At 36.1% G+C, this 22,068-nt stretch carries 19 protein-coding genes; 13 read left to right on the plus strand and 6 right to left on the minus strand.

Annotated features, from left to right (window positions below; all coding sequences use genetic code 11):
- Positions 1-2: 2 nt before the first annotated feature.
- Entirely contained in the window at positions 3-1,253 is a 1,251-nt protein-coding gene (gene hemA / locus Q7C23_RS02370) for a glutamyl-tRNA reductase (protein ID WP_375031000.1), read from the minus strand.
- Positions 1,254-1,480: 227 nt separating this feature from the next.
- On the opposite strand from hemA, the gene Q7C23_RS02375 reads away from it, so the two are divergent.
- From Q7C23_RS02375 to Q7C23_RS02400, 6 genes are all read left to right on the plus strand, one after another.
- Positions 1,481-2,353: an AraC family transcriptional regulator gene (locus Q7C23_RS02375; RefSeq protein WP_026982335.1), complete on the plus strand. Its 873-nt coding sequence runs from the start codon at positions 1,481-1,483 to the stop codon at positions 2,351-2,353.
- A 222-nt stretch (positions 2,354-2,575) separates the two neighbouring features.
- Positions 2,576-3,589, plus strand: a complete 1,014-nt coding sequence (gene hemH / locus Q7C23_RS02380; protein WP_375031001.1) for a ferrochelatase — start codon at positions 2,576-2,578, stop codon at positions 3,587-3,589.
- A 91-nt stretch (positions 3,590-3,680) separates the two neighbouring features.
- Positions 3,681-4,229, plus strand: coding sequence for a CopD family protein (locus Q7C23_RS02385; protein WP_375031002.1), 549 nt, complete (start codon positions 3,681-3,683; stop codon positions 4,227-4,229).
- 137 nt (positions 4,230-4,366) lie between these two features.
- On the plus strand, positions 4,367-5,782 hold the full coding sequence (locus tag Q7C23_RS02390) for a PAS domain-containing sensor histidine kinase (RefSeq protein WP_375031161.1): 1,416 nt from the start codon (positions 4,367-4,369) through the stop codon (positions 5,780-5,782).
- A gap of 10 nt (positions 5,783-5,792) precedes the next feature.
- Positions 5,793-6,575 carry an enoyl-CoA hydratase/isomerase family protein gene (locus tag Q7C23_RS02395; RefSeq protein WP_375031003.1) on the plus strand — a complete coding sequence of 261 codons (783 nt, stop codon included), beginning with the start codon at positions 5,793-5,795 and terminating at the stop codon, positions 6,573-6,575.
- 102 nt (positions 6,576-6,677) lie between these two features.
- Entirely contained in the window at positions 6,678-7,079 is a 402-nt protein-coding gene (locus Q7C23_RS02400; RefSeq protein ID WP_375031004.1) for a hypothetical protein, read from the plus strand.
- A gap of 110 nt (positions 7,080-7,189) precedes the next feature.
- Here Q7C23_RS02400 and Q7C23_RS02405 read toward each other — a convergent pair whose 3' ends face one another.
- The 3 genes from Q7C23_RS02405 to Q7C23_RS02415 form a co-directional block, all read right to left on the minus strand.
- Positions 7,190-7,843 carry a metal-dependent transcriptional regulator gene (locus Q7C23_RS02405; protein ID WP_194656489.1) on the minus strand — a complete coding sequence of 218 codons (654 nt, stop codon included), beginning with the start codon at positions 7,841-7,843 and terminating at the stop codon, positions 7,190-7,192.
- A 96-nt stretch (positions 7,844-7,939) separates the two neighbouring features.
- On the minus strand, positions 7,940-9,811 hold the full coding sequence (locus Q7C23_RS02410) for an Nramp family divalent metal transporter (RefSeq protein ID WP_375031005.1): 1,872 nt from the start codon (positions 9,809-9,811) through the stop codon (positions 7,940-7,942).
- Between the two features lie 74 nt (positions 9,812-9,885).
- Entirely contained in the window at positions 9,886-10,278 is a 393-nt protein-coding gene (locus Q7C23_RS02415) for a Fur family transcriptional regulator (RefSeq protein WP_375031006.1), read from the minus strand.
- A gap of 93 nt (positions 10,279-10,371) precedes the next feature.
- On the opposite strand from Q7C23_RS02415, the gene Q7C23_RS02420 reads away from it, so the two are divergent.
- From Q7C23_RS02420 to Q7C23_RS02450, 7 genes are all read left to right on the plus strand, one after another.
- Positions 10,372-10,725, plus strand: a complete 354-nt coding sequence (locus tag Q7C23_RS02420; RefSeq protein ID WP_375031007.1) for a MerC family mercury resistance protein — start codon at positions 10,372-10,374, stop codon at positions 10,723-10,725.
- A gap of 11 nt (positions 10,726-10,736) precedes the next feature.
- A complete protein-coding gene (locus Q7C23_RS02425; protein ID WP_375031008.1) occupies positions 10,737-11,645 on the plus strand; it encodes an NAD(P)/FAD-dependent oxidoreductase in 909 nt (302 codons plus the stop codon).
- 259 nt (positions 11,646-11,904) lie between these two features.
- Entirely contained in the window at positions 11,905-14,202 is a 2,298-nt protein-coding gene (locus Q7C23_RS02430; protein WP_375031009.1) for a TonB-dependent receptor domain-containing protein, read from the plus strand.
- Positions 14,203-14,345: 143 nt separating this feature from the next.
- The gene (locus tag Q7C23_RS02435; protein WP_375031010.1) at positions 14,346-14,810 is read left to right on the plus strand and encodes a thioredoxin family protein; all 465 of its coding nucleotides are present in this window, start codon (positions 14,346-14,348) and stop codon (positions 14,808-14,810) included.
- Between the two features lie 18 nt (positions 14,811-14,828).
- Positions 14,829-16,010, plus strand: coding sequence for a lycopene cyclase family protein (locus Q7C23_RS02440; RefSeq protein ID WP_375031162.1), 1,182 nt, complete (start codon positions 14,829-14,831; stop codon positions 16,008-16,010).
- Positions 16,011-16,032: 22 nt separating this feature from the next.
- The gene (locus Q7C23_RS02445; RefSeq protein WP_375031011.1) at positions 16,033-16,833 is read left to right on the plus strand and encodes a tetratricopeptide repeat protein; all 801 of its coding nucleotides are present in this window, start codon (positions 16,033-16,035) and stop codon (positions 16,831-16,833) included.
- 160 nt (positions 16,834-16,993) lie between these two features.
- Entirely contained in the window at positions 16,994-17,404 is a 411-nt protein-coding gene (locus tag Q7C23_RS02450; protein ID WP_026982321.1) for a BrxA/BrxB family bacilliredoxin, read from the plus strand.
- A 132-nt stretch (positions 17,405-17,536) separates the two neighbouring features.
- Here Q7C23_RS02450 and Q7C23_RS02455 read toward each other — a convergent pair whose 3' ends face one another.
- Both Q7C23_RS02455 and Q7C23_RS02460 read right to left on the minus strand, forming a co-directional pair.
- Positions 17,537-18,901 carry an efflux transporter outer membrane subunit gene (locus tag Q7C23_RS02455; RefSeq protein ID WP_375031012.1) on the minus strand — a complete coding sequence of 455 codons (1,365 nt, stop codon included), beginning with the start codon at positions 18,899-18,901 and terminating at the stop codon, positions 17,537-17,539.
- The gene (locus Q7C23_RS02460; protein ID WP_375031013.1) at positions 18,894-22,064 is read right to left on the minus strand and encodes an efflux RND transporter permease subunit; all 3,171 of its coding nucleotides are present in this window, start codon (positions 22,062-22,064) and stop codon (positions 18,894-18,896) included. Before Q7C23_RS02460 ends, Q7C23_RS02455 begins: the two co-directional genes overlap by 8 nt.
- Positions 22,065-22,068: the final 4 nt, after the last annotated feature.

Here is a 22,068-nt window from a genome sequence, read left to right on the forward strand (position 1 = left end):
ATTTAAGACGCTTTTATTTTGAAGACTTTTTCGATCCATTCGATGCTTTCATCGACCATGGTATCGTCGTCTTTTAAGTGGTTTGCGAAATGTGTAGTGATTTTTTGAATGATTCTGTTGCTGATAATTTCAGCCTGAGCTTCATTAAAATCAGTGATTTTTTTGCTTTGAAAGTTTAATTCTGAATCTTTTATGGCGTTCAGCTTTTCTTTTAAAGCATTGATGGTTGGGGCAAATTTTCTGCCTTTCATCCAAACCACAAATTCTTCTTTGATTTCTTCAATGATTGCTTCTGCAGCCGGAATATGTAATTTTCTGTTTTCCAAAGTTTCATCTGTCAATTGCGACAAATAATCCATGTGAATTAAAGTAACGCCTTCTAATTCCTCTACGTTTTCATGCACGTTTTTCGGAATAGACAAATCTAAAATCAATAAAGGTTTTTTAAGATTTAAAATAGCTTTGTCAACCGTTGGGTTTTGCGCGCCAGTAGCGACAACCACAACATCTGCTTTTTGAAGTTCTAAATGAAGTTCCGAATAATCTTTAACAATCAAATTTAGTTTTCCGGCCAATTTCTCAGCTTTGTCTTTTGTACGGTTGATTAAAGTTATATGTTCGTTTTTAGTATGTTTTACAAGATTCTCGCAAGTATTTCTTCCTATTTTTCCTGTTCCGAAAAGTAAAATGTTTTTATTCCCGATGTCTTCTACATTTTTCATAATGTATTGAACCGATGCAAAAGAAACCGAAGTCGCCCCAGAACTAATTTCTGTTTCGTTCTTTATTTTTTTGCTCGCCTGAATCACAGCGTTTACCAATCTTTCCATAAAAGTATTGGCTAAACCCATTGATTTAGAATGGGTAAAACTGGTTTTGATTTGAGATATAATTTCGAAATCGCCCAAAATCTGACTGTCTAAACCAGTTCCTACGCGAAACAAATGATTAATCGCTTCCTGATTTTTATAAACGAATCCCACTTTTTGGAAAGCATCTACAGATCCGTTACTATTATCGCAAATAAGTTTTATTAATTGAAATGGGTGTTCAGCAAAACCGTAGATTTCGGTTCTGTTGCATGTCGAAGTGACAATTAAACTTTCTATTCCTTCTGTTTTAGCTTGTTCCAACAAATGCGTTTTCGCAACTGCATCCAAACTAAATTGACCTCTTACCTCAGCATCAGCTTTTTTATAACTCAGACCAACTGAATAAAAATATAGGTGTTTCGGTACATTATTGTTTTCCATAAATTCACTTTCATAAAAGTGCAACAAAATTATTACTATAGTAGTTATAAAAGTAACGCTCAAAGTACTTTTTGTATCGCTGGGTGTTTTTTTGTTTCTAAACGTCTGTTTTTATGCAAAAAGGAGTATTTTTGTAGCAAAATCAAGTTGTTTGAATTGATTTGTTTAGAGTGATTCTAAATAACATATTCCAATTGCTATGATTTTCGTTTCAAAAAAATATCGCTATGAGTTCTCAGGAAATTATAAAAATTGAAGACGACTTTACGCTTATCCGTTTTCAAAACGACAGTTTAGAACCGTTTTTTGGACAGCACGAAGTTGGTAGTGGTCTGATACAGTTTCACTTCGGAATAAAAGGCAATGCCAAATTCTTGTTTAATCAGGGCTCTTATGCCTTAGATTTGAAGGAAGAAAAATCGTTGCTTTTATACAATCCACAGAAAGAATTACCGCTGAATTTAGAACTCGCTCCAAATTCATGGGTCATTTCAGTTATTGTATCAATCAAGAAATTTCACGCGTTGTTTTCTGCAGAAGCAGATTATATTACTTTTTTAAGTCCTGATAATAAGGATAAAAAATATTATAACGAAGGAAATATTAGTCCTTCTATGGCTATTGTGCTAAGTCAGCTGTTTCATTATAACCTCCATCCGTCGATAAAAAACCTTTATTATAAAGGAAAAGGGTACGAATTGTTGAGTTTGTATTTCAACAGAACCGAAGATCCAAACGCAGAACAATGTCCGTTTTTGATTGATGAAGATAACGTCTTGAAAATCCGAAAAGCCAAAGAAATCATCATCGCCAATATGGCCGAACCGCCTGGATTACAAGAATTAGCAGATGAAATTGGTTTGAATTTGAAGAAACTTAAAATGGGTTTCAAACAAATTTACGGAGATACAGTCTACGGTTTTCTATTCGACTACAAAATGGATTTCGCCCGAAAACTTTTAGACAGCGGATCTTACAATGTAAATGAAGTTGGATTGAAAATCGGCTATAGCACCGGAAGTCACTTTATAGCGGCGTTCAAAAAGAAGTTTGCGACAACTCCAAAGAAGTATTTGATGTCGATTAATACGAATGTTTAGGTTTTTTGCCACAAATTTCACAAATTTCCACGAATAAAAAATCTGCCGAATCTGCGAAATCTGAGAGCGAAAAAACTTAGCAAATCGATTTTTGATATTTCACAATAAGGAAAAAGTAATAATTATCATATTTCTAAAAAGTAGCAAGTTCTACTTTTGCCGAAAATTAAAACAAAAACAAAGCTTAAAGCCTAATGCTTAAAGTCTAAAGCAAAAAAAATAATGAAAGGCGTATTATTAGTAAACTTAGGATCTCCAGAAAGTCCAACTACAAAAGATGTAAAACCGTACTTAGACGAATTTTTAATGGATAAATACGTGATCGATGTTCCGTATTTGTTGAGAGCATTTTTAGTTCGTGGTATTATCCTAAGAAAAAGACCCGAAGAATCAGCACATGCATACGCTAAAATATGGTGGGAAGAAGGTTCTCCATTAGTGGTGCTGTCTGAAAGAATGCAGAAAAAAGTACAGCCTTTGGTAAATGTTCCTGTTTCTTTGGCAATGCGTTATGGGACAATGACAATCGAAAAAGGGCTACAGGAATTACACGATAAAGGAGTTACTGAAGTACTGCTTTTTCCATTGTATCCGCAATATGCAATGGCTTCGACTTTGACGATCTTAGTTAAGGCTGAAGAAATTCGTAAGAAGAAATTCCCTCACATGACTTTTACAGATGTTCCTGCGTTTTACAACAAACCAGATTACATCAAGAATTTGGCCGATTCGATTCAGAAACATTTAGTTGGTTTTGATTATGATCATTTATTATTCTCCTATCACGGAATTCCGGAGCGTCATATTCGCAAGACAGATGTAACCAAATCACATTGTAGAATTGATGGATCTTGTTGTAACACGCCTTCGCCGGCACACGATTTCTGTTACCGTCATCAATGTTATGAAACAACCAGACAAGTCATAAAATTATTAGGACTTCCTGCTGATAAGTATAGTTTGACTTTTCAGTCGCGTTTAGCGGGAGACAAGTGGCTGGAACCTTATACTGACGTTGAAATTGATAACATGCCAGCAAAAGGAATCAAGAAATTAGCAGTCGTAACGCCAGCTTTTGTGTCTGATTGTCTAGAAACTTTAGAAGAAATAGCCATGCGCGCCAAAGAAGATTTTGAAGCAAAAGGGGGCGAAGAATTCTTAGCGATTCCTTGTTTGAATGATGATGATGAGTGGTGCCAGACGGTGAGTAACTGGATTAATGATTGGGCTAAATAACAGAAAATAGAGTCAAGAATAAAGAGTCAAGATTGTTGAGCATAAATCAACTTTTAAAAAAACTTGAAACCTGAAACGTGAAACAAAAAGCATGGAATATTATAATTATCTAAAATCCCTTCATCTTATTTTTGTAATAACCTGGTTTGCGGGATTGTTTTATATTGTGCGTTTATTCGTCTATCAGATTGAAGCCAACGAAAAACCTTCTCTTGAAAAAGAAATTTTACAGGCACAATACAAAATAATGGCCTACCGTTTGTGGTACATTATTACTTGGCCGTCAGCAATTTTGGCCAGTATTTTTGCTTTTTGGATGTTATTTTTTACCGATTTAGGAAACGCATGGCTCAAAATGCCGTGGATGCACGTAAAATTGTGTTTCGTTTTCTTATTGTATTTGTATCATTTAAAATGCCATCATATTTTCAGGCAATTGCAAAATGATGAGGTAAAATATTCCAACAATTTCATGCGTTTATGGAATGAAGGTGCTACCATTATACTATTTGCTGTGGTATTTCTGGTAGTTTTAAAAAGCGCGATCAATTGGATTTTCGGTGTAATCGGAATTGTTTTATTCTCGGTTTTAATTATGCTGGGATTCCGTTTTTATAAAAGAATTCGCGAAAGAAAATAGTTTTTTTTAGTTTCAGGTTTCAAGTTGCCACCCGCGACGAACCTGAAACTTGAAACCTGAAACAAAAGAAACAAAAACAAATGCTGAACAACTTCAAAATGTCGATGCTTTCTCTTCGTGTAAGGATATTCCTTTCGATGATTGTATTGATTGTTGTTGCATCTTTTTTATTGGCCTCGATTTCCATTATTCAGTTTAAGAATGAAGCCAAAGAATACCATCAGGAACGTTTAGAACGAAAAGAAAATGCGGTAAAAGAACATATCAATTACGTGCTTTCTACCACAACTTATCCGCTTAAAACGTCTAATTTAGATTTGATTTTTAAGGATAAAATCCACGAATTGGCTCAAATTCATAAAATCGAAATCAATATTTACAGCCTTGACGGTAAACTGCTGAAATCATCCAAAGAATCTTTTGCAGTTGATAAAGTGGCACCTCCGGTTCCAGATTATATTCTGAAATTGGTAAAATCTTCCATCGAAAAACGTTTTGTAGATATTAAAACCATCGACGGAGTTAAAAATAGATCGTCTTATAGTTTGATTAAAGATGAAAAATTCAAACCATTAGGAATTCTGAATCTTCCGTATTTAGAAGATGACGGTTATTACGACAATGAATTAAATACTTTTCTGATTCGTTTAAGTCAGGTGTATTCTTTTATGCTGATTGTGGCTTTTGCATTAGCGTATTTCCTTTCCACTTATATTACCAAATCACTTAAAACTATTTCTGATAAATTGGAAGAAACCAATTTAGATCAGAAGAATGAAAAGATTGTTTTAGAAGCCAATAGTAAAGAAGTTAACTTCCTGATCAAGGCTTATAATGGAATGGTGGATAAACTCGAAACCAGTGCCATAAAACTGGCCCAAAGCGAGCGTGAAGAAGCCTGGCGTGAAATGGCAAAACAAGTCGCGCACGAAATCAAAAATCCGCTTACGCCGATGCGTTTGACGGTACAGAGTTATCAGCGAAAATTTGACCCGACAGACCCAGATGCTAAGCAGAAATTAAACGATTATTCTGAAACTTTAATTCAGCAAATAGATACTATGACGGCGGTGGCTTCGGCTTTTTCGAATTTCGCTTCGATGCCGGCACAGCAAAATGAAACGTTGAATGTGGTTGAAGTTGTAGAATTGGCTTTGGATATTTTCAACGAAGATTATATCGTTTTTGAAAGTGAAGAAGAGGAAATCATCTCTAAAATGGATCGTACACAACTAATCCGTGTAATTACGAATCTGGTTAAGAATGCAACACAGGCGATTCCGGAAAGTCAGTTTCATAAATCTATTTTGGTCACCGTTAAACGTATCAACAATACGGTGGAAATTGCTGTTAAAGACAACGGAATCGGAATTCAGAATCAGGATATCGGCAGAATATTCGAACCAAAATTTACGACCAAGACTAGCGGAATGGGTCTTGGGCTCGGAATTATAAAAAACATCATCGAAAATTACAAAGGAACAATTACCTTTGAATCAACTTATGGAAAAGGAACTACATTCATCGTTTCTTTGCCTATCACAAACTCATAAAACCACGACCATGAACTACGAAAATCTTTTAATTTCTATTGAAGAAAAAATTGCTACCGTAACCATAAATAGACCTGCAAAACTGAATGCTTTAAACAAAGCAACCATCAGTGACCTAAATAAAGCGATCAAATTATTAGGCAAAAATGATGAGGTTCGCGTTATTATTTTAACAGGAAGCGGCGAAAAAGCTTTTGTGGCTGGAGCCGATATTTCCGAATTTGCCAACTATACAGTAATTGAAGGCGCACAACTAGCTGCCGAAGGACAAGAATCACTTTTTGATTATATAGAAAATTTAAAGAAACCGGTAATTGCAGCAGTAAATGGCTTTGCACTTGGCGGAGGATTAGAATTAGCAATGGCGTGTCATTTTAGAGTAGCATCAGACAATGCCAAAATGGGATTACCGGAAGTAACTTTGGGATTGATTCCAGGTTATGGAGGAACGCAGCGTTTACCACAATTAGTGGGTAAAGGCCGTGCGATGGAAATGATTATGACCGCAGCTATGATTTCTGCCGAAGAAGCCAAACTATACGGTTTAGTAAATCACGTAGTTCCTCAAGCTGAACTTCTTGAATTTACAAATGGAATTGCTCAAAAAATCATTAAAAATGCACCATTTGCTATCGGAAAAGCGATAAAAGCGATCAATGCGAACTTTAAAGACGGAAAAGATGGTTTTGAAACCGAGATAAAATCATTCGGAAAATGTTTCGGAACTCAGGATTTTAAAGAAGGAACTACAGCATTTTTAGAAAAAAGAAAAGCTGACTTTACAGGGAAATAATTGCTTAACCCCAAAGTTCGCTAGGATTTACGCAAAGGATACGAAAAAAATTTAGACAAAGCCTTGCGAACCTCGCGGTTAAATCAACAAAATACAATTACTATGTCTTATGAACCAATATTTGCTCTTTTTTGCGAACGCGTCAAAGAAAGCATTCAAAGCGGCACTTTTGCCAAACTTACACTAGCCAAAACGATTGGCGATACCGAGATTAAAAACATTTACTTCCGATTGGTTTTGAATGAAGACAATACCTATTCCATTTCATTGACTTCGCGTTACAAAACCGAAGAAATCGAAAGCATTCATACTTTAGATGAAGCTTTAATGGTTTTAGGAACTTACATCAAAAATCCGTTTTTGACGGCACTTTTGTTCACGACTGATAACGACGTAACATTCAAAGTAAATAAGAAAAACGCCGGAAGTATTATTGAGCAAGAACCGACATTTAAAAATGCTTCGCCGGTAATGTTAGAAATGATAGAAAAAGGGATTGTTTAGTTTTTACTAATATTGAAGCTATAGCATTCGCTCAGTCTGACAACAAAAAAAATCAGCCCTTTGCGTTCCTCTGTGAAAAACCTCCGTGAATTTCCGTGAAATAACCCACCCTAAATAAGCTTCACAAACAAATTAGAGGCAATTTTATTTGAAATAGATAATTCCCTTCCATCAACCTTAATTTTAACCGACAAATCGAAAGATTCCTTAGAAAGAAATTCGATTTTAGATCCTAAAGCAATTTCCTGTTTGTCCAGATATTTCAAAAACTCCGAAGAAGTATCTTTCACACCCACACAAACCCCAATTTGATGTACTGATAATTCAGCAAGAAGTTGTTTTTCAATCTTAACGATTCGGCCATTAGCATCCGGAATCGGGTCGCCGTGAGGATCTTCCGTCGGATTTCCGAGAAAATCATCCAAACGGTTAATCAATTGTTCTGATTTAATATGCTCTAATTGCTCTGCAATGTCGTGAACCTCATCCCAGCTAAAGTTTAATTTCTCCACTAAAAAAACTTCCCATAAACGATGTTTTCGAACAATCATTTTAGCGGCTAATTTTCCGTTTTCGGTTAAGGAAACACCCTGGTATTTTTTATAATTTACTAAATCTTTATCTGCCAGCTTTTTAAGCATATCCGTAACCGAGGAAGCTTTGGTTTCCATCATTTCCGCAATAGCATTCGTGCTCACTTCCGTCTCTAATGAAGCCGTAAGGTGGTATATCGATTTTAGATAGTTTTCTTCTGAAAAAGTCATTTTTTTTGAGATTCTAAGGTTCTAAGATACTAAGATTCTAAGTTTAAAGAATCCAAAAGAAAATCTCAGAATCTTAGTATCTTAGAACCTTAGCAGCTATTTTTTCACTATCAGCAAAGGTATCGAAATTTTATGTCTCAATTTGTCTACGGTTGTACCAAATAAAATGTCTTTTAATCCGGTGTGGCCGTGAGTTCCCATTACTAAAATATCAAAATTTCCTTCGTTTATGATTTTCGGAATGACGCTGTTAGGTTTTCCAAAACCAAGTTCGGTTTTGATGTTGAAGCCTTTCTGCGAAAGCATTTCTTTATATTCCAGCAATAATTTCTCATCGACAGTGGTTTCATGATCATCAACATGACGACCGTACATTAAGGCACCAACGGTTTCTACAATGTGGATTAAAGTGTATTGCGTGTCGATTCCGCCTAATTCAAAAGCTCTGTTTAGTGCAGATTCATCAGCTTTTGAGAAATCTACTGAAATCGCGATGTTCTTGTAGCTATGGCTTTCTTTTGGAGAAAAGTGAAGCTTTAAATTGTGCGGAGAATGATTGATAAATTTGGCCTGTGCTCTTACGATAAAAGGTTTTACAATGATATAAAGCAGTAAAGCCAGAAATGCTAAAGCAAGAGGAATAACTGTAAACCACAATACTATTGGATTGCTGGAGCTTTCCAGCCAAGAAGTTATTTCATCATAAACCAATTTGGCATTTAAAGAAACAATGATGGAGGCAATAATCCAGGAAACAACCTGAGTGGTTTTTGAAATATGAAAACCATTCATTTTCGATTTGTCACTCACAAAATGAATCAGCGGAATAATCGCAAAACCCAATTGCAAACTCAAAATAACCTGACTCAGAATCAGTAGTTTTCCAGTGACGCTTTCGCCATAAATATAGATTACAATTAAAGCGGGAACAATGGCAATCAAACGCGTAATGATACGTCGAACCCAAGGCTGAATGCGTAAATGAAGATAACCTTCCATTACAATTTGTCCAGCTAAAGTTCCGGTTATTGTCGAGCTTTGTCCCGCGGCAATTAGGGCTACGGCAAAGAGAATTGGTGCCCATTTGGTTCCTAATAAAGGTTCCAGAAATTTATGTGCATCCTGAATTTCTGCAACTTCAAACATTCCGTTTTTATGAAAGGTTGCTGCGGCGAGGATTAAGATCGCAGCATTTACGAAGAAGGCCAAGTTCAGCGCTATCGTCGAGTCAATTAAATTGTATTTTAAAGCTTGTTTGATTCCGGCTGGACTTCTGTCGAATTTCCTGGTTTGCACCAGAGAAGAATGCAGGTAAAGGTTGTGCGGCATTACGGTCGCTCCGATAATTCCGATTGCAATATATAAGGCCGCCGAATTTGGTATTGAAGGAACAAGACCGGCAATTATTTTAGAAACTTCTGGTTCGGCAAAAATCATTTCGAAAATAAAAGAAAACCCAATAATAGCAACCAAAGCAATTATAAAGGCTTCCATTTTTCGAATTCCTTTATTGATTAGGAATAATAAAAGAAAAGTATCTAAAACGGTAATTAAAACGCCTTCCATCAGCGGAATGTCAAATAGAAGATTGATTCCGATCGCCATTCCCAAAACTTCTGCTAAATCACAGGCAGCAATGGCAATTTCTGCCAGAAAATATAAAATGTAGTTGATGAATTTAGAATAGGTTTCTCTGGAAGCCTGTGCAAGGTCGCGCTGTGTTACGATTCCAAGACGGGCACTTAAACTTTGCAGTAACAAAGCCATTAAGTTACTCATTAACAAAACCCACACTAAAGTGTAGCCAAACTGACTTCCGCCGGCAATATCTGTTGCCCAGTTTCCGGGATCCATATAACCAACGCTTACTAAGTAGGCAGGACCTAAAAAGGCTAATATTTTACGAAAACCGGTCTTTTTATGCTCGGTCGCAACCGATTGGTTAACTTCTTCTAAAGATTTGGTCATTTTAAAAATGTTATTTTAACAAATGTATATAAAAATTACATTCGCTCAACAATATTTTTAGACTAGTCTAAATCTTAAATGTTAGAATTGGAACAATTTGGACATATTCCTGACAATGTAAAGTTTATATCGTTTACTTTATAATTGTGTGGAATAATATAACTCGGCTTTACGCTTTCAAGGCAAGTTATTTCAAGACACTTTTCACAACTGAAATGAGCATGGTTATGAATGTGAACTCGCTGTGCATTATGATGGCATTTTGCATATTTAACGGTTCCGTCAAGGTCAACAATTTTATGGACAATATCATCATTAAGCAGGCGATCTAAAATTCTATAAACAGTTACGCGATCGCATAAAGTTTCGATTTGTTTGTAAATTTCGGTGTGTGATAACGCAGTCTTAGATTTTCCAAAAATCTCTAAAACGGCCGTCTTTGCTGTGGTGTTTCTTGCTGTTTTCATTTTTTTAAAATAAAAAATAATAACGCAACATTGTTGCGTTTTATTTTTATGTGTATATTTGCAACAAAATTGCATTAAGCAAATGTACACGAAATGAAGAAAACTACAACACCTTTTTACGATATTTTAGGAATTTCAAGCGCGACGATTTGTTTGGTGCATTGTCTGATTTTTCCGCTTCTGACTGTTCTGCCTTTAGGCTTGAGTCACAATCCATTTATTGATTTGCTCTTTGCATCGATCGGGCTTTTTGCAATCTTTAAAATTATAAAAAAATCAGGAATATTAATAGCGACAATTTTAATTGTTTCGATGCTGCTGATTTGGATGAGTGTTTTAAGTGAAATCATTCTGGATATTCATCTCGATCTGATTTTCATTGGCGGAATCGGAATGATAATTGGCCATTTGTTTAATTATAAAACGCACAAAAGTAAAAATCATTAAAAGATAGAGTTATGGAACAGAAACATTTTGAAGTGATTATTGTTGGCGGTAGTTATAGCGGACTCTCAGCGGCGATGAGTTTAGGACGATCTTTACGTCAGGTTTTGGTTATTGACAGCGGTTTACCTTGTAACAGACAAACGCCACATTCACATAATTTCATTACACAAGACGGCGAAGTGCCTGCTGTGATTTCGGCGAAAGCCAAATTGCAAGTCGATTTTTATAAAACTGTTCAGTTTTACAAAGGACTTGCTGTTCAGGCAATAAAAACAAAAGAAGGTTTCGAAATCAAAACTGATTCAGGAGAAACTTTTACTTCTAAAAAAGTGTTATTCGCAACCGGAGTAAAAGATTTGCTCCCCGAAATTAAGGGTCTGGCTGAATGTTGGGGCATATCGGTATTGCATTGTCCCTATTGTCACGGTTACGAAGTGAAAACCGAGAAAACTGCCATTATCGCTAATGGAGAAATGGCTTTTGAATATGCAAAACTGATTTCGAACTGGACAAAAGATTTGAGATTGCTGACCAACGGAAAATCCACTCTAACTTCAGAACAAACGACAATCCTTCAAAAACATCAGATTGAAATCATTGAAGACGAAATTGAATGTTTGGAACATGAAAACGGAAATATTAAACAGGTAATCTTTAAAAGTCAATCCAAAGCAGCAGTAAAAGCGATTTATTTCAGACCGCCTTTTGAACAACATTGTTTTTTACCCGAAAGTTTAGGTTGTGAATTAACGGAACAAGGTTTGATTAAAGTTGATATGTTGCAGAAAACAACTATTCTGGGAGTTTATGCAAGCGGGGATTGTGTCATTCAGGCGAGATCTGTGGCGATGGCGGTTTCTTCGGGGTCTTTTGCTGGAGCATCTCTTAATAGAGAACTTATAGATGAAAGTTTTAGTTGATATTCTTGTCGCTAATTTTTAAACACATAGAAACATAGATTTTTTTATTCGCTAAAAGGCGTTTCACTTGCATGTAACACATAGCTATGTGTGAAAGCTAGCTTTTTAAATTACTCTTCAAACTCAAAAAAATCCTATGTTTCTATGTGTTTATACAGAAATCTAACATATTGATTTAAATTGAATTAAAAATTTCAGTTTTAAAATAATTATTTGTCAAATTTAATTTTTAGTTTTGTCTAAATTTAATTTTATAATAATGAAAAATTCAATAGTAATATTGATTCTGTTTACTTTACAATTTTCTTTTGCGCAGGAAACCACCACCATTTCGGGTTTTATAACTGGCGAAGGAAATAGAATACAAGCCGCGAATGTCCATTTAGTGGGCACTAAACAAAAAACAGTTACAGATAGTTTGGGATATTATACTTTGGAAAATGTGGCGTTTGGAAATTATACCATTCAGATTTCTCAAATGGGTTTTCAGACTTTGAAAAAGAAAATTCAAGTGATAAAAGATTCCATTCAATCTTATGATTTTGAACTGACCGATAATGAAAATCAGCTTAACGAAGTTGTGGTTTCGGGAACTTTAAAAGCAGTCAAAAGATTAGAGAGTGCTGTTCCGGTTGAGGTTTATTCGCCGGTTTTCTTCAAGAAAAACCCAACTCCGAGTATTTATGAAGCCCTTCAAAACATCAACGGCGTTCGGCCACAGCTTAATTGTGGTGTTTGTAATACGGGTGATATTCATATAAATGGTTTGGAAGGCCCTTATACTTTGGTTTTAATTGATGGAATGCCAATCGTGAGTAGTCTCTCAACAGTTTATGGCTTGTCCGGAATTCCGAATTCTCTGGTTGAACGAATTGAGATCGTAAAAGGCCCGGCTTCATCTTTGTACGGAAGTGAAGCCGTTGGAGGTCTAATCAATATTATCACTAAAAACCCAACGAATGCGCCAGTTTTTGCAGCAGATGTTTTTACCACAACTTACTTAGAAACCAATGTCGATTTAGGAATGAAATTCAGTCCGACCAAAAAATCAATGACGCTTTTGGGAATCAATTACTTTAATTACAATGAAGTGGTCGATAAAGACAAAGACAATTTTACCGATGTAACTTTGTCTGAACGAATTTCGGTTTTCAATAAATGGAGTTTTTTGAGAAATGAAAATAGACTTTTTTCAATCGCGGCACGTGGAATGTATGAAGATCGCTGGGGCGGAGATGTGCGCTGGGAGAAAAAGTACCGAGGCGGCGATGAAATTTACGGCGAAAGTATTTATACCAAAAGAGGTGAATTAATAGGAAGTTATCAATTACCCTTTGAAGAAAAACTGATGCTTTCGTTCTCCGGAAATGTGCATTATCAGGATAGTCGTTACGGAACAACATCGTATATCGCGAATCAGAAAATTGGTTTTTTGCAATTGACCTGGGATAAAAAATTAGGACGAAATGATTTTCTTGCCGGAATTGCCAATCGTTATTCTTATTACGATGATAATACAACAGCAACAAAAGAAGCGGAAAGCACCTGGTTACCCGGAATTTTTGTTCAGGATGAAATTACGCTTTCGCCGAAAAGTCAGGTTTTGTTGGGAATGCGATACGATTATAACTCAATTCACGGATCGATTTATACGCCACGAGTAGCGTATCGATGGAAGAAAAATGAAAACACGATTTTCAGATTGAATGCCGGAACGGGTTTTCGCGTGGTGAATTTATTTACCGAAGATCACGCAGCATTAACCGGTTCGAGAGATGTTGTGATTCAGAATGATTTGAAACCGGAGCAATCTGTGAATGCGAATCTGAATTATATTCAAAAAATAAACTTTGGAAACGGCACTTTTATCGGAATTGAAACAACGGCTTTTTATACCCGTTTCAGCAATAAAATCACATCTGATTACGAAACAGATCCAAATAAAATCATTTACGACAATATCAACGGTTATGCTATCAGCCAGGGAATCAGTACGAATGTCGATGTTAATTTCCCTTCGGGATTAAAAATGATTTTGGGCGCGACTGTTTTAGATAATAAAAATGTGGAAAATGGGGTTTCTGAAAGACCTTTTTTAACCGAGAATTTTACAGCAACCTGGAGTGTTTCTTATAAAATAGAATCCTTAAATTTATTGTTGGATTACACGGGAAATGTTTACAGTCCGATGAACTTGCCTTTATTGAGTGAATATGATCCCAGAAGTCCGAAATCGCCTTGGTATAGTATTCAGAATATTCAGTTTACGTATTCTGGATGGAAGAATTTTGAACTTTATGGCGGAATTAAAAATCTGTTGAATTTCACGCCAATGCAGAAAAATCCGTTTTTGATTTCAAGAGCTAATGATCCTTTCGATAAAAATGTGCAAATTTCAGACGGGACCTCTGTTGGTATTCATGGTAAAGTAGTTCCACAAGGTCAGGTTGTCGATACGCAGGATAATCCATACGGTTTGACTTTTGATACGACTTATGTTTACGGGCAAAACCAGTCGATTCGTGGGTTTTTTGGATTACGATATACATTGAGGTAATTTATGGGCCACGAATTAAACGGATTGTTTAATCGGCTGTCACCCTGAGCGGAGTCGAAGGATTGCCAATTGGAACGGGGCTTCGACTTCGCTCAGCCTGACAAATCAAAAAAACTTTTAATCTGTGGCAAAAAAATAACGAAATGAAAAAGCTAGCGATACTTATCTTCTTTTTTGGAATTACTTCAACGGGATTCTGCCAACTTCAAAGCAGAACTTTTGAGGCAATGGATAGTTTGCAGCAAATTCAAAAGCGGAAAATAATCGTTTTTATCCATACCGATTGGTGCCAGTATTGCCAAAAAATGAAAGCAACTACTTTTAAAAATCCGGAAATCATTCAAAGTTTAAATTCAGATTTCTATTTTATTGATTTTAATGCGGAGGAAAAACGGGATATTTCTTTTAATAACCTAACATTTAAATACCAGCCAACAGGTAATAATGTTGGCGTTCATGAACTGGCTTTGCAACTCGGAACGATGAACAATCAAATCGTTTATCCGGTTTTGTGTATTTTGAATGATAAGAATGAAATTATTCTTCAGTATAACAATTACCTCAGACCAAAAGATTTTAAACTGCTTTTAGAAAAATTGAAAGAATAAAATTCCTTATTTTTGAGAATGCATTCTTCACAAATAAAACATTTCAACTACATTTTTACAGGAACAGGTTTGTCGACTTTGATGACCGTTTATAAAATGGTTTTGTCTCGAAAATTCGCTGACAAGTCGATTTTGTTATTAGATGAAAGTCAAAAGAAAAGCAATGACAGAACCTGGTGTTTTTGGACAGAGGGGGAAACAATGTGGAATTCGATTATATCCAAAAAATGGGATTCGGCTTTGTTTGCGAATGAAGATTTCAAAAGAGATTTGGAGTTGAAACCTTATCAATACAATCAAATTCGTGGAATTGATTTTTATAATTTTGTTTTTGAAACCATTTCTAAAGAATCAAATATCACTTTTTTAAATGAAAAAGTAACCGATATCAATGAATTAGAAACCCATGTTTTTGTGGGAACGGAAGAAAACAGATATACCTGTGATTATTTGTTCAACAGTATTTATACTAAGGCTTCTGTTCAAAGTCAAACCAAATATCCGGTTTTGCAGCAGCATTTTTTGGGCTGGTTTGTGAAGTCAGAAAATGAAATCTTCAATCCGGAACAGACTACTTTCATGGATTTTTCGGTTGAACAAAGAGGAAATACGCGTTTTATGTATGTTTTGCCAACTTCTAAAACCGAAGCCTTAGTGGAGTATACGTTGTTTTCAGAAAGTTTGCTTCAAAAAGAAGAATATGAAAACGAGATTCAGCTTTATCTGCAGAAACTCGGAACCGATAAATTTGAAATTGTAGAAAAGGAGCAGGGAAGTATTCCGATGACGTGTTATCCTTTTTGGAAAAAGAATACCAAAAGAGTAGTGAATATCGGAACTGCCGGTGGATGGACCAAAGCCAGTACCGGTTTTACTTTTAGAAACGCGGATAAAAAATCTTCAGCATTAGTTGAATTTCTTCACTCCTCTCCCGAAACTTCGAGATCGCTCAGAATGACTACCTTTCATAAAAAGAACCGATTCTGGTTTTATGATTTACTGCTTTTGGATATTCTGTACCGTCATAACGAATTAGGAAGCCCTATTTTCTCCTCTTTATTTAAAAAGGGTAATCCAACATTAGTATTCAAGTTTTTGGATGAGCAAACGAGTTTAATGCAGGATGTTAAAGTTATTTTAAAGTGTCCCAAAATCCCGTTTATAAAAGCGTTATTTAGAGTGATTTTTCTTTCAAAATAAATTTAACCAAAAAACTCTAATCTTGAAAAAAACTATTTTAGGAATTTGCTTCTTTTTTACTGCTCTATCCTTTGCTCAGGTATCAACAAACAAAGCACATGATGCAATTGTCGAAGAATTTTTAACCAACTGTGCTGAAAAACACAATTACGTCTTCGAAATGACCGAATGGCAGGAATGCCTGGATCAGGGTTTGAAAAAAGACAGTACTGTTGCTTATTTGTGGCAACAAAAAGCAATGCCTTATTTTAAATGTAAAAAGTACGAAGTTGGAATGCAGTATTTAGACAAAGCTGTATTTTATAAGAAAGAACGCTGGTTGCCGTACAGGGCTTTTATAAAATGCATTTTTGCACATACTTATAAAGATGCCATTAAAGATTTTGAAGAATGTATTAAACTTTATGGAAACAGTTATGTAATGGATCATTCTTTTAGTTTTTACATGGGCATCTGTTACTTACAATTGAATGAATATCAAAAAGCAGAAAAACTTTTGGATGATTATGTCGCTGATATTTATAAAAACAGACAGAATTTAGAACATCCTACTGCGTATTTTTATCAGGGAATTGCGAAGTATGAATTGAAAAAATGGGACGAAGCAATTGCGATTTTTGATAAGGCAATTAAAATATATCCCGAATTCTCGGACGCAAAATATTACAAAGCAATCTGCTGGTTAAAACAAGGCAAACCAAGAGAAGAAGTTGTGGCTTTAGTTGGTGTTGCCAGAGAAGACTCTGCAAAAGGATTTTCTATTAACGAGGATAATACAGTTTATGAAACCTATCCTTATCAAAAGAAGTTTACCAAACAATAAAGCCTTTATAAAGTTCTGATTTTGACTTTCGACTTTAAGACTTTCAAACTTTCGACTTTTTCGATCGAACTATAACAAAACTTTATACTTCAAATTAAGTAGTTGCGAGTAAACTTTGTAACTTTGCAAAATCAAAAGTAAAATTTAAAAAATAAACAATATGTATCCAGAAGAAATGGTAAAACCAATGCAAGCTGAATTGACTGCTGCAGGTTTTCAAGATTTACATAGTGCTGACGCTGTAGATAATGCTATCAAAGCTGAAGGTACCACTTTAGTTGTTGTAAACTCTGTTTGTGGTTGTGCTGCAAGAAATGCACGTCCGGGAGCAAAAATGAGTTTAGAAGGCGCTAAAAAACCAGATCACTTAATTACAGTTTTCGCTGGTGTTGACAAAGAAGCTGTTGATGCTGCAAGACAACATATGTTCCCTTTTCCTCCATCATCGCCTTCTATGGCTTTGTTCAAAAACGGAGAATTGGTTCACATGTTAGAGCGTCACCACATCGAAGGACGTCCAGCTGAATTAATCGCTGAGAATTTGCAAGATGCGTTTAATGAATTTTGCTAATTCTAGTTTCTGAGTTTCTAAGACTCTAAGTTACTAAGGTTAAAAATAAAAAAGCACTATATTTCTATAGTGCTTTTGCTTTTATATACTTTTTTAAAATCTTAGTAACTTAGATTCTTAGCAACTTTAGAATCAATTCCATCCCCCGCCTAAAGCTCTATAAAGCTGTATCATTGAAGCTAGTTGGCTTTGCGTTAAATCGGATAGACTTAATTCGGCATCAAAGAGAGAGCGTTGTACTTCAAGGACTTCCAAATAGGAAACATAACCGTTGTAATATCTGGCTTGAGATAATTCTAAATTTTTTCTTGCTGCAATTACCTGTCTGTCTCTTGCAGCCCATTCCTCTTTGTAGGTTTTTATATTTTGCAAGGATTGTTCTACTTCGGCAAGAGCCACAATACAAGTTTTTTGGTAGGAGAGTCTGGATTCTTCGGCAATTTGTTTATAGATTTCAACTCTTCTTTTGTTTTTCCCAAAATTAAATATAGGACCAACAACCGAACCGCTGGCATTTTGTAAATAAGAAGAACCGTTAAATAAATTGCTTACATCCTGACTTGCGAATCCTGCAAGTGCTGCAATATTAAAAGAAGGGAAACGCATTGCCTGCGCTACACCAATTCTTTCATTAGAAGCCATATAATACATTTCAGCTTGTCGTACATCTGGTCTGTTTCTTAACAAAACGGAAGGAATCGAAACAGGTATAGTATTAGCTACCTGAAGTTCTATAACCGTTTTTCCTCTTTCAATTGGTCCTGGTGCCTGACCCGTTAATATTGAAATGGTATTTTCTCTCATCGTAATTTGTCTTTGAATGGATGGTAAAACTGCTTCTGCAATTGCCACCTGCTGTTCTATTTGAACTTTGTCTACTTCAGAAACATATCCGGCCAAAAATCGCGCATTGATGATATCAAAGGCTTTTCTTCTGGTTTCGAGTGTTTGATTGGTAATGATTAATTGATTGTCAAAATTGCGAAGCTCAAAATAAGCAACTGCAATATCGCTTACCAGATTAGAAAGAATTACTTTTCGCCCTTCTTCACTCGCTATCAATTCATCCTGAACCGCTCTGTTTTCATGGCGAATTTTTCCCCAGAAATCCAACTCCCAAGATAAATTAGCCGATGCATTTGAAGGCATAAAAGCTTTTTCATTACTATTAATCGTGGCACTGTAACCAACAGCAGGCAGTAAATCGGCTTTGGTATATCCTAATTCTGCTCTGGTTTGTTCGATACGGGCCATCGCAATTTTCATATCATAGTTGTTTTCTAAACCTTTATTGATGAGTCCTTTTAAAACATCATCGTTAAAAAGATCAAACCATTTTACGTTGACTACAGAAGCTAGCGTATCAGCATATCCAGGTCCGTAACGGAAATTAGCCGCTTGAGGGTCTTCTGGCTTTTGATATTTTGGCCCTACCAGACAAGCTGTAGGCAATACTGCCAGAGTAAGAATAACGATTACTATTTTTACTTTATTCATGATCTGTAGTTTTTGAATCCGTACTTATTTCAGTTGCTACAACCTCATCCTTCTTTTTTCCGATGTTTTCGATCATTACAAACAATCCAGGAACAATTAATACTCCAAGCACTGTGGCAATCAACATACCGCTAAATACCGCCATTCCCATTACGACACGTGCCTGCGAACCAGCACCTGTCGCAGTCAGCAGCGGGACAACTCCAAGAATAAAAGCGAAAGCCGTCATCAGGATTGGCCTAAAACGAAGTTTAGCTGCCGTCATCGCTGATTCGTAGAGTGGTTTCCCTTTTTCATATTCTTCTTTTGCAAATTCTACAATCAGAATGGCATTTTTGGCCACTAAACCAATTAATAATACGAGGCCAATCTGGGCAAAAACGTTGTTGACATAGGCATCGCTTCCTAATCTTGCCAGCATTAATCCCAAAAAGGCACCAAAAACAGCAAAAGGAGCTCCAAGTAATACACTAAAAGGCAGTTTCCAGCTTTCGTATTGTGCAGCAAGGATCAAGAATACAAAAACCAATGCCATTATGAAAACTGAACCTCCTCCCGGCGAATGTTTTTCCTGATAAGACAAGTTAATGTAATCGAAACTCATATCTGCCGGCAAAGTCTGTTTGGCAACTTCTTCTAACGCTGTCAAGGCTTGGGCACTACTATAGCCATCATTTGGACTTCCTCCAATCTCTGCAGATCGGAATAAGTTTAAACGATTTGTAAAATCCGGACCTGTTACTTTTGTTGCTGTAACAAGCGTCGATATAGGCAACATATCACCGGCATTGTTTTTTACATAAATCAAATTTAAATCTTCTGGCTTTACACGATCAGCTGCTTCTCCTTGGAGATAAACCTTGTACTGACGGCCAAAGCGATTGAAGTCATTTACATAACTTCCTCCTAAAAAGGCTCCCAATGCTTCTGTAACTTTAGAAACAGGAATGCCTAATTTCATGGCTTTGTCATTGTCAATATCTAATTTAATCTGTGGAGTTCCAGCATTAAAAGTGGTATAAATTCTTTTTATTTCCGGGCGTTTTTGTGCGGCAGCAATAAAAGCTTGTGTTTGTTCGGCTAAGTATTGAGGTGTGTTACCTCCTCTGTCCTGCAGCATCAAACTAAAACCGGCAGAAGCACCTAAACCTTGAATTGCCGGCGGGCCAAATGAAAAGCAAGTGGCGGTCGTAATTTGGGTAGCCAGTTTTATATTAAGTCTGTCCACAAATTGTTTGGCTGTTTCTGCTCTTTCTTCCCAAGGTTTTAATGAGATGAAAATAAAGGCATTGTTAGGCTGATAGGAGTTAGTAAGCATACTAAATCCATTGATAGTTGTATAAGACAAGATCGATTTTTCTTCTTTTAGGAAACTATCTACCTTTTTTGAGATTTCATCTGTACGCTGTAATGATGATGCAGGAGGCAATGCAATATTTACTAAAACATAGCCTTGATCTTCTTCAGGAATAAATCCTAATGGAATTTTCTTTCCTAAAAATGCAGTAGCAACTAATATTACTACCAGTAAAAGTACAATTCGAATTGCCTTTTTAGCAAAAAAGGTCGCTCCGCTAATATATTTCCCAGTAACTTTTTCGAAGATTCTGTTAAATCCGGCAAAAAACTTAGCTAACCATCCGGTTTGTTCTTCAATAGGTTTTGTTGGTTTTAATAGCATGGCGCAGAGGGCGGGACTTAGTGATAACGCACTAAATGCCGAGAATGCGACCGATACGGCAATGGTTATGGCGAACTGCTGATAAAATCGTCCGGTTATTCCAGGTGTCATCGCAACAGGAATAAATACGGCACATAAAATTAATGCAATTGCAATTACTGGACCAGACACTTCTTTCATGGCCTGCACGGTAGCTTCTTTTGGTGTTTTTCCGTGTTCTATATGATGAATTACTGCTTCAACAACCACAATGGCATCATCAACCACAATACCAATTGCCAATACTAATCCAAGTAATGACAGTGTATTGATTGAAAAACCTAATAATGGAAAAACGGCAATGGTTCCAATAAGAGAAACAGGAACTGTAATCAGGGGAATTAAAGTAGCGCGCCAGTTTTGTAGAAATATAAAAACCACTAAAATAACTAATATAATGGCTTCAAAAAGCGTGTGCACAATGTCGTCAACCCCTGCAGTAATGGCCAAAGTAGTATCTAACGATTCCTGATATTCTATGTCTTGTGGGAATTTTTCAGATAATAACTTCATTGTATTTTTTGCTGTTTCAGCTACATCAAGAGCGTTACTTCCTGGCATTTGGTACATTGCTATTACGGCACTTGGCGAACTGTTTCTTCGGGCTGTTGAGCTGTAATTTTCTGTTCCTAATTCAATTCGGGCGATATCTTCCATTAAAACCTGAGCTCCGTCTTGTTTGCTTCGAACAACTATATTTCCAAATTCTTTTTCAGTAACCAATCGGTCCTGAAGTGTTACACCGTAAGTGAATTCGGTATTGGCAGGCGCGGGCTCAGCACCAAATTTTCCTCCCGGACTAATCATGTTCTGAGCATTCAGTGCATTTTTAACATCTTCGACTGTAATGCCAAGTTTGCTCATCATATCGGCTTTAAGCCAAATTCTCATCGAATAATCACTTCCTCCAAATAGAGTAACTTCTCCCACTCCCTTTATACGAGCCAATTGATCTACAACGTTAATGCTGGCATAATTGTTTAAAAACTTAGCATCATATTTAGGATTGGTCGATGTAATAGTGAAAAGCATCATTGGGAAAGACAAAGATTTCTTTACCACAACCCCTTGTTGTTTTACACTCGAAGGCATAAAAGGAGCAGACTGATTTTGTCTGTTTTGCGTAAGCATATTGGCATTATCCAAATTGGTTCCCACATCAAAAGTTACCTCAATTGTACAGGCACCGTCAGAAGTGTTAATTGACTTCATGTATAACATGTTTTCAACACCATTTACTTTTTGCTCAATTGGTGTTGCAACTGCTTGCTCAACATTCAGGGCATTAGCTCCTGTAAAAGAGGTAGTAATTTTTACAACAGGAGGGTTAATATCCGGATATTGCGAAATAGGCGTTTTTTGTAATGCCAGTAATCCAAGTATCACAATGATAATACTGATTACAATAGCGACGATAGGTCTTCGAACGAAAAATTCTCCCATAATA

The organism is Flavobacterium sp. LAR06 (assembly GCF_041946075.1).
In the GTDB taxonomy this organism is placed as follows: domain Bacteria; phylum Bacteroidota; class Bacteroidia; order Flavobacteriales; family Flavobacteriaceae; genus Flavobacterium.

Coding starts and splice junctions, on each gene's coding strand:
- hemA (WP_375031000.1), bottom strand. CDS start 1,253: ATGGAAAACAATAATGTACCGAAACACCTATATTTTTATTCAGTTGGT.
- Q7C23_RS02375 (WP_026982335.1), top strand. CDS start 1,481: ATGAGTTCTCAGGAAATTATAAAAATTGAAGACGACTTTACGCTTATC.
- hemH (WP_375031001.1), top strand. CDS start 2,576: ATGAAAGGCGTATTATTAGTAAACTTAGGATCTCCAGAAAGTCCAACT.
- Q7C23_RS02385 (WP_375031002.1), top strand. CDS start 3,681: ATGGAATATTATAATTATCTAAAATCCCTTCATCTTATTTTTGTAATA.
- Q7C23_RS02390 (WP_375031161.1), top strand. CDS start 4,367: ATGATTGTATTGATTGTTGTTGCATCTTTTTTATTGGCCTCGATTTCC.
- Q7C23_RS02395 (WP_375031003.1), top strand. CDS start 5,793: ATGAACTACGAAAATCTTTTAATTTCTATTGAAGAAAAAATTGCTACC.
- Q7C23_RS02400 (WP_375031004.1), top strand. CDS start 6,678: ATGTCTTATGAACCAATATTTGCTCTTTTTTGCGAACGCGTCAAAGAA.
- Q7C23_RS02405 (WP_194656489.1), bottom strand. CDS start 7,843: ATGACTTTTTCAGAAGAAAACTATCTAAAATCGATATACCACCTTACG.
- Q7C23_RS02410 (WP_375031005.1), bottom strand. CDS start 9,811: ATGACCAAATCTTTAGAAGAAGTTAACCAATCGGTTGCGACCGAGCAT.
- Q7C23_RS02415 (WP_375031006.1), bottom strand. CDS start 10,278: ATGAAAACAGCAAGAAACACCACAGCAAAGACGGCCGTTTTAGAGATT.
- Q7C23_RS02420 (WP_375031007.1), top strand. CDS start 10,372: ATGAAGAAAACTACAACACCTTTTTACGATATTTTAGGAATTTCAAGC.
- Q7C23_RS02425 (WP_375031008.1), top strand. CDS start 10,737: ATGGAACAGAAACATTTTGAAGTGATTATTGTTGGCGGTAGTTATAGC.
- Q7C23_RS02430 (WP_375031009.1), top strand. CDS start 11,905: ATGAAAAATTCAATAGTAATATTGATTCTGTTTACTTTACAATTTTCT.
- Q7C23_RS02435 (WP_375031010.1), top strand. CDS start 14,346: ATGAAAAAGCTAGCGATACTTATCTTCTTTTTTGGAATTACTTCAACG.
- Q7C23_RS02440 (WP_375031162.1), top strand. CDS start 14,829: ATGCATTCTTCACAAATAAAACATTTCAACTACATTTTTACAGGAACA.
- Q7C23_RS02450 (WP_026982321.1), top strand. CDS start 16,994: ATGTATCCAGAAGAAATGGTAAAACCAATGCAAGCTGAATTGACTGCT.
- Q7C23_RS02455 (WP_375031012.1), bottom strand. CDS start 18,901: ATGAATAAAGTAAAAATAGTAATCGTTATTCTTACTCTGGCAGTATTG.
- Q7C23_RS02460 (WP_375031013.1), bottom strand. CDS start 22,064: ATGGGAGAATTTTTCGTTCGAAGACCTATCGTCGCTATTGTAATCAGT.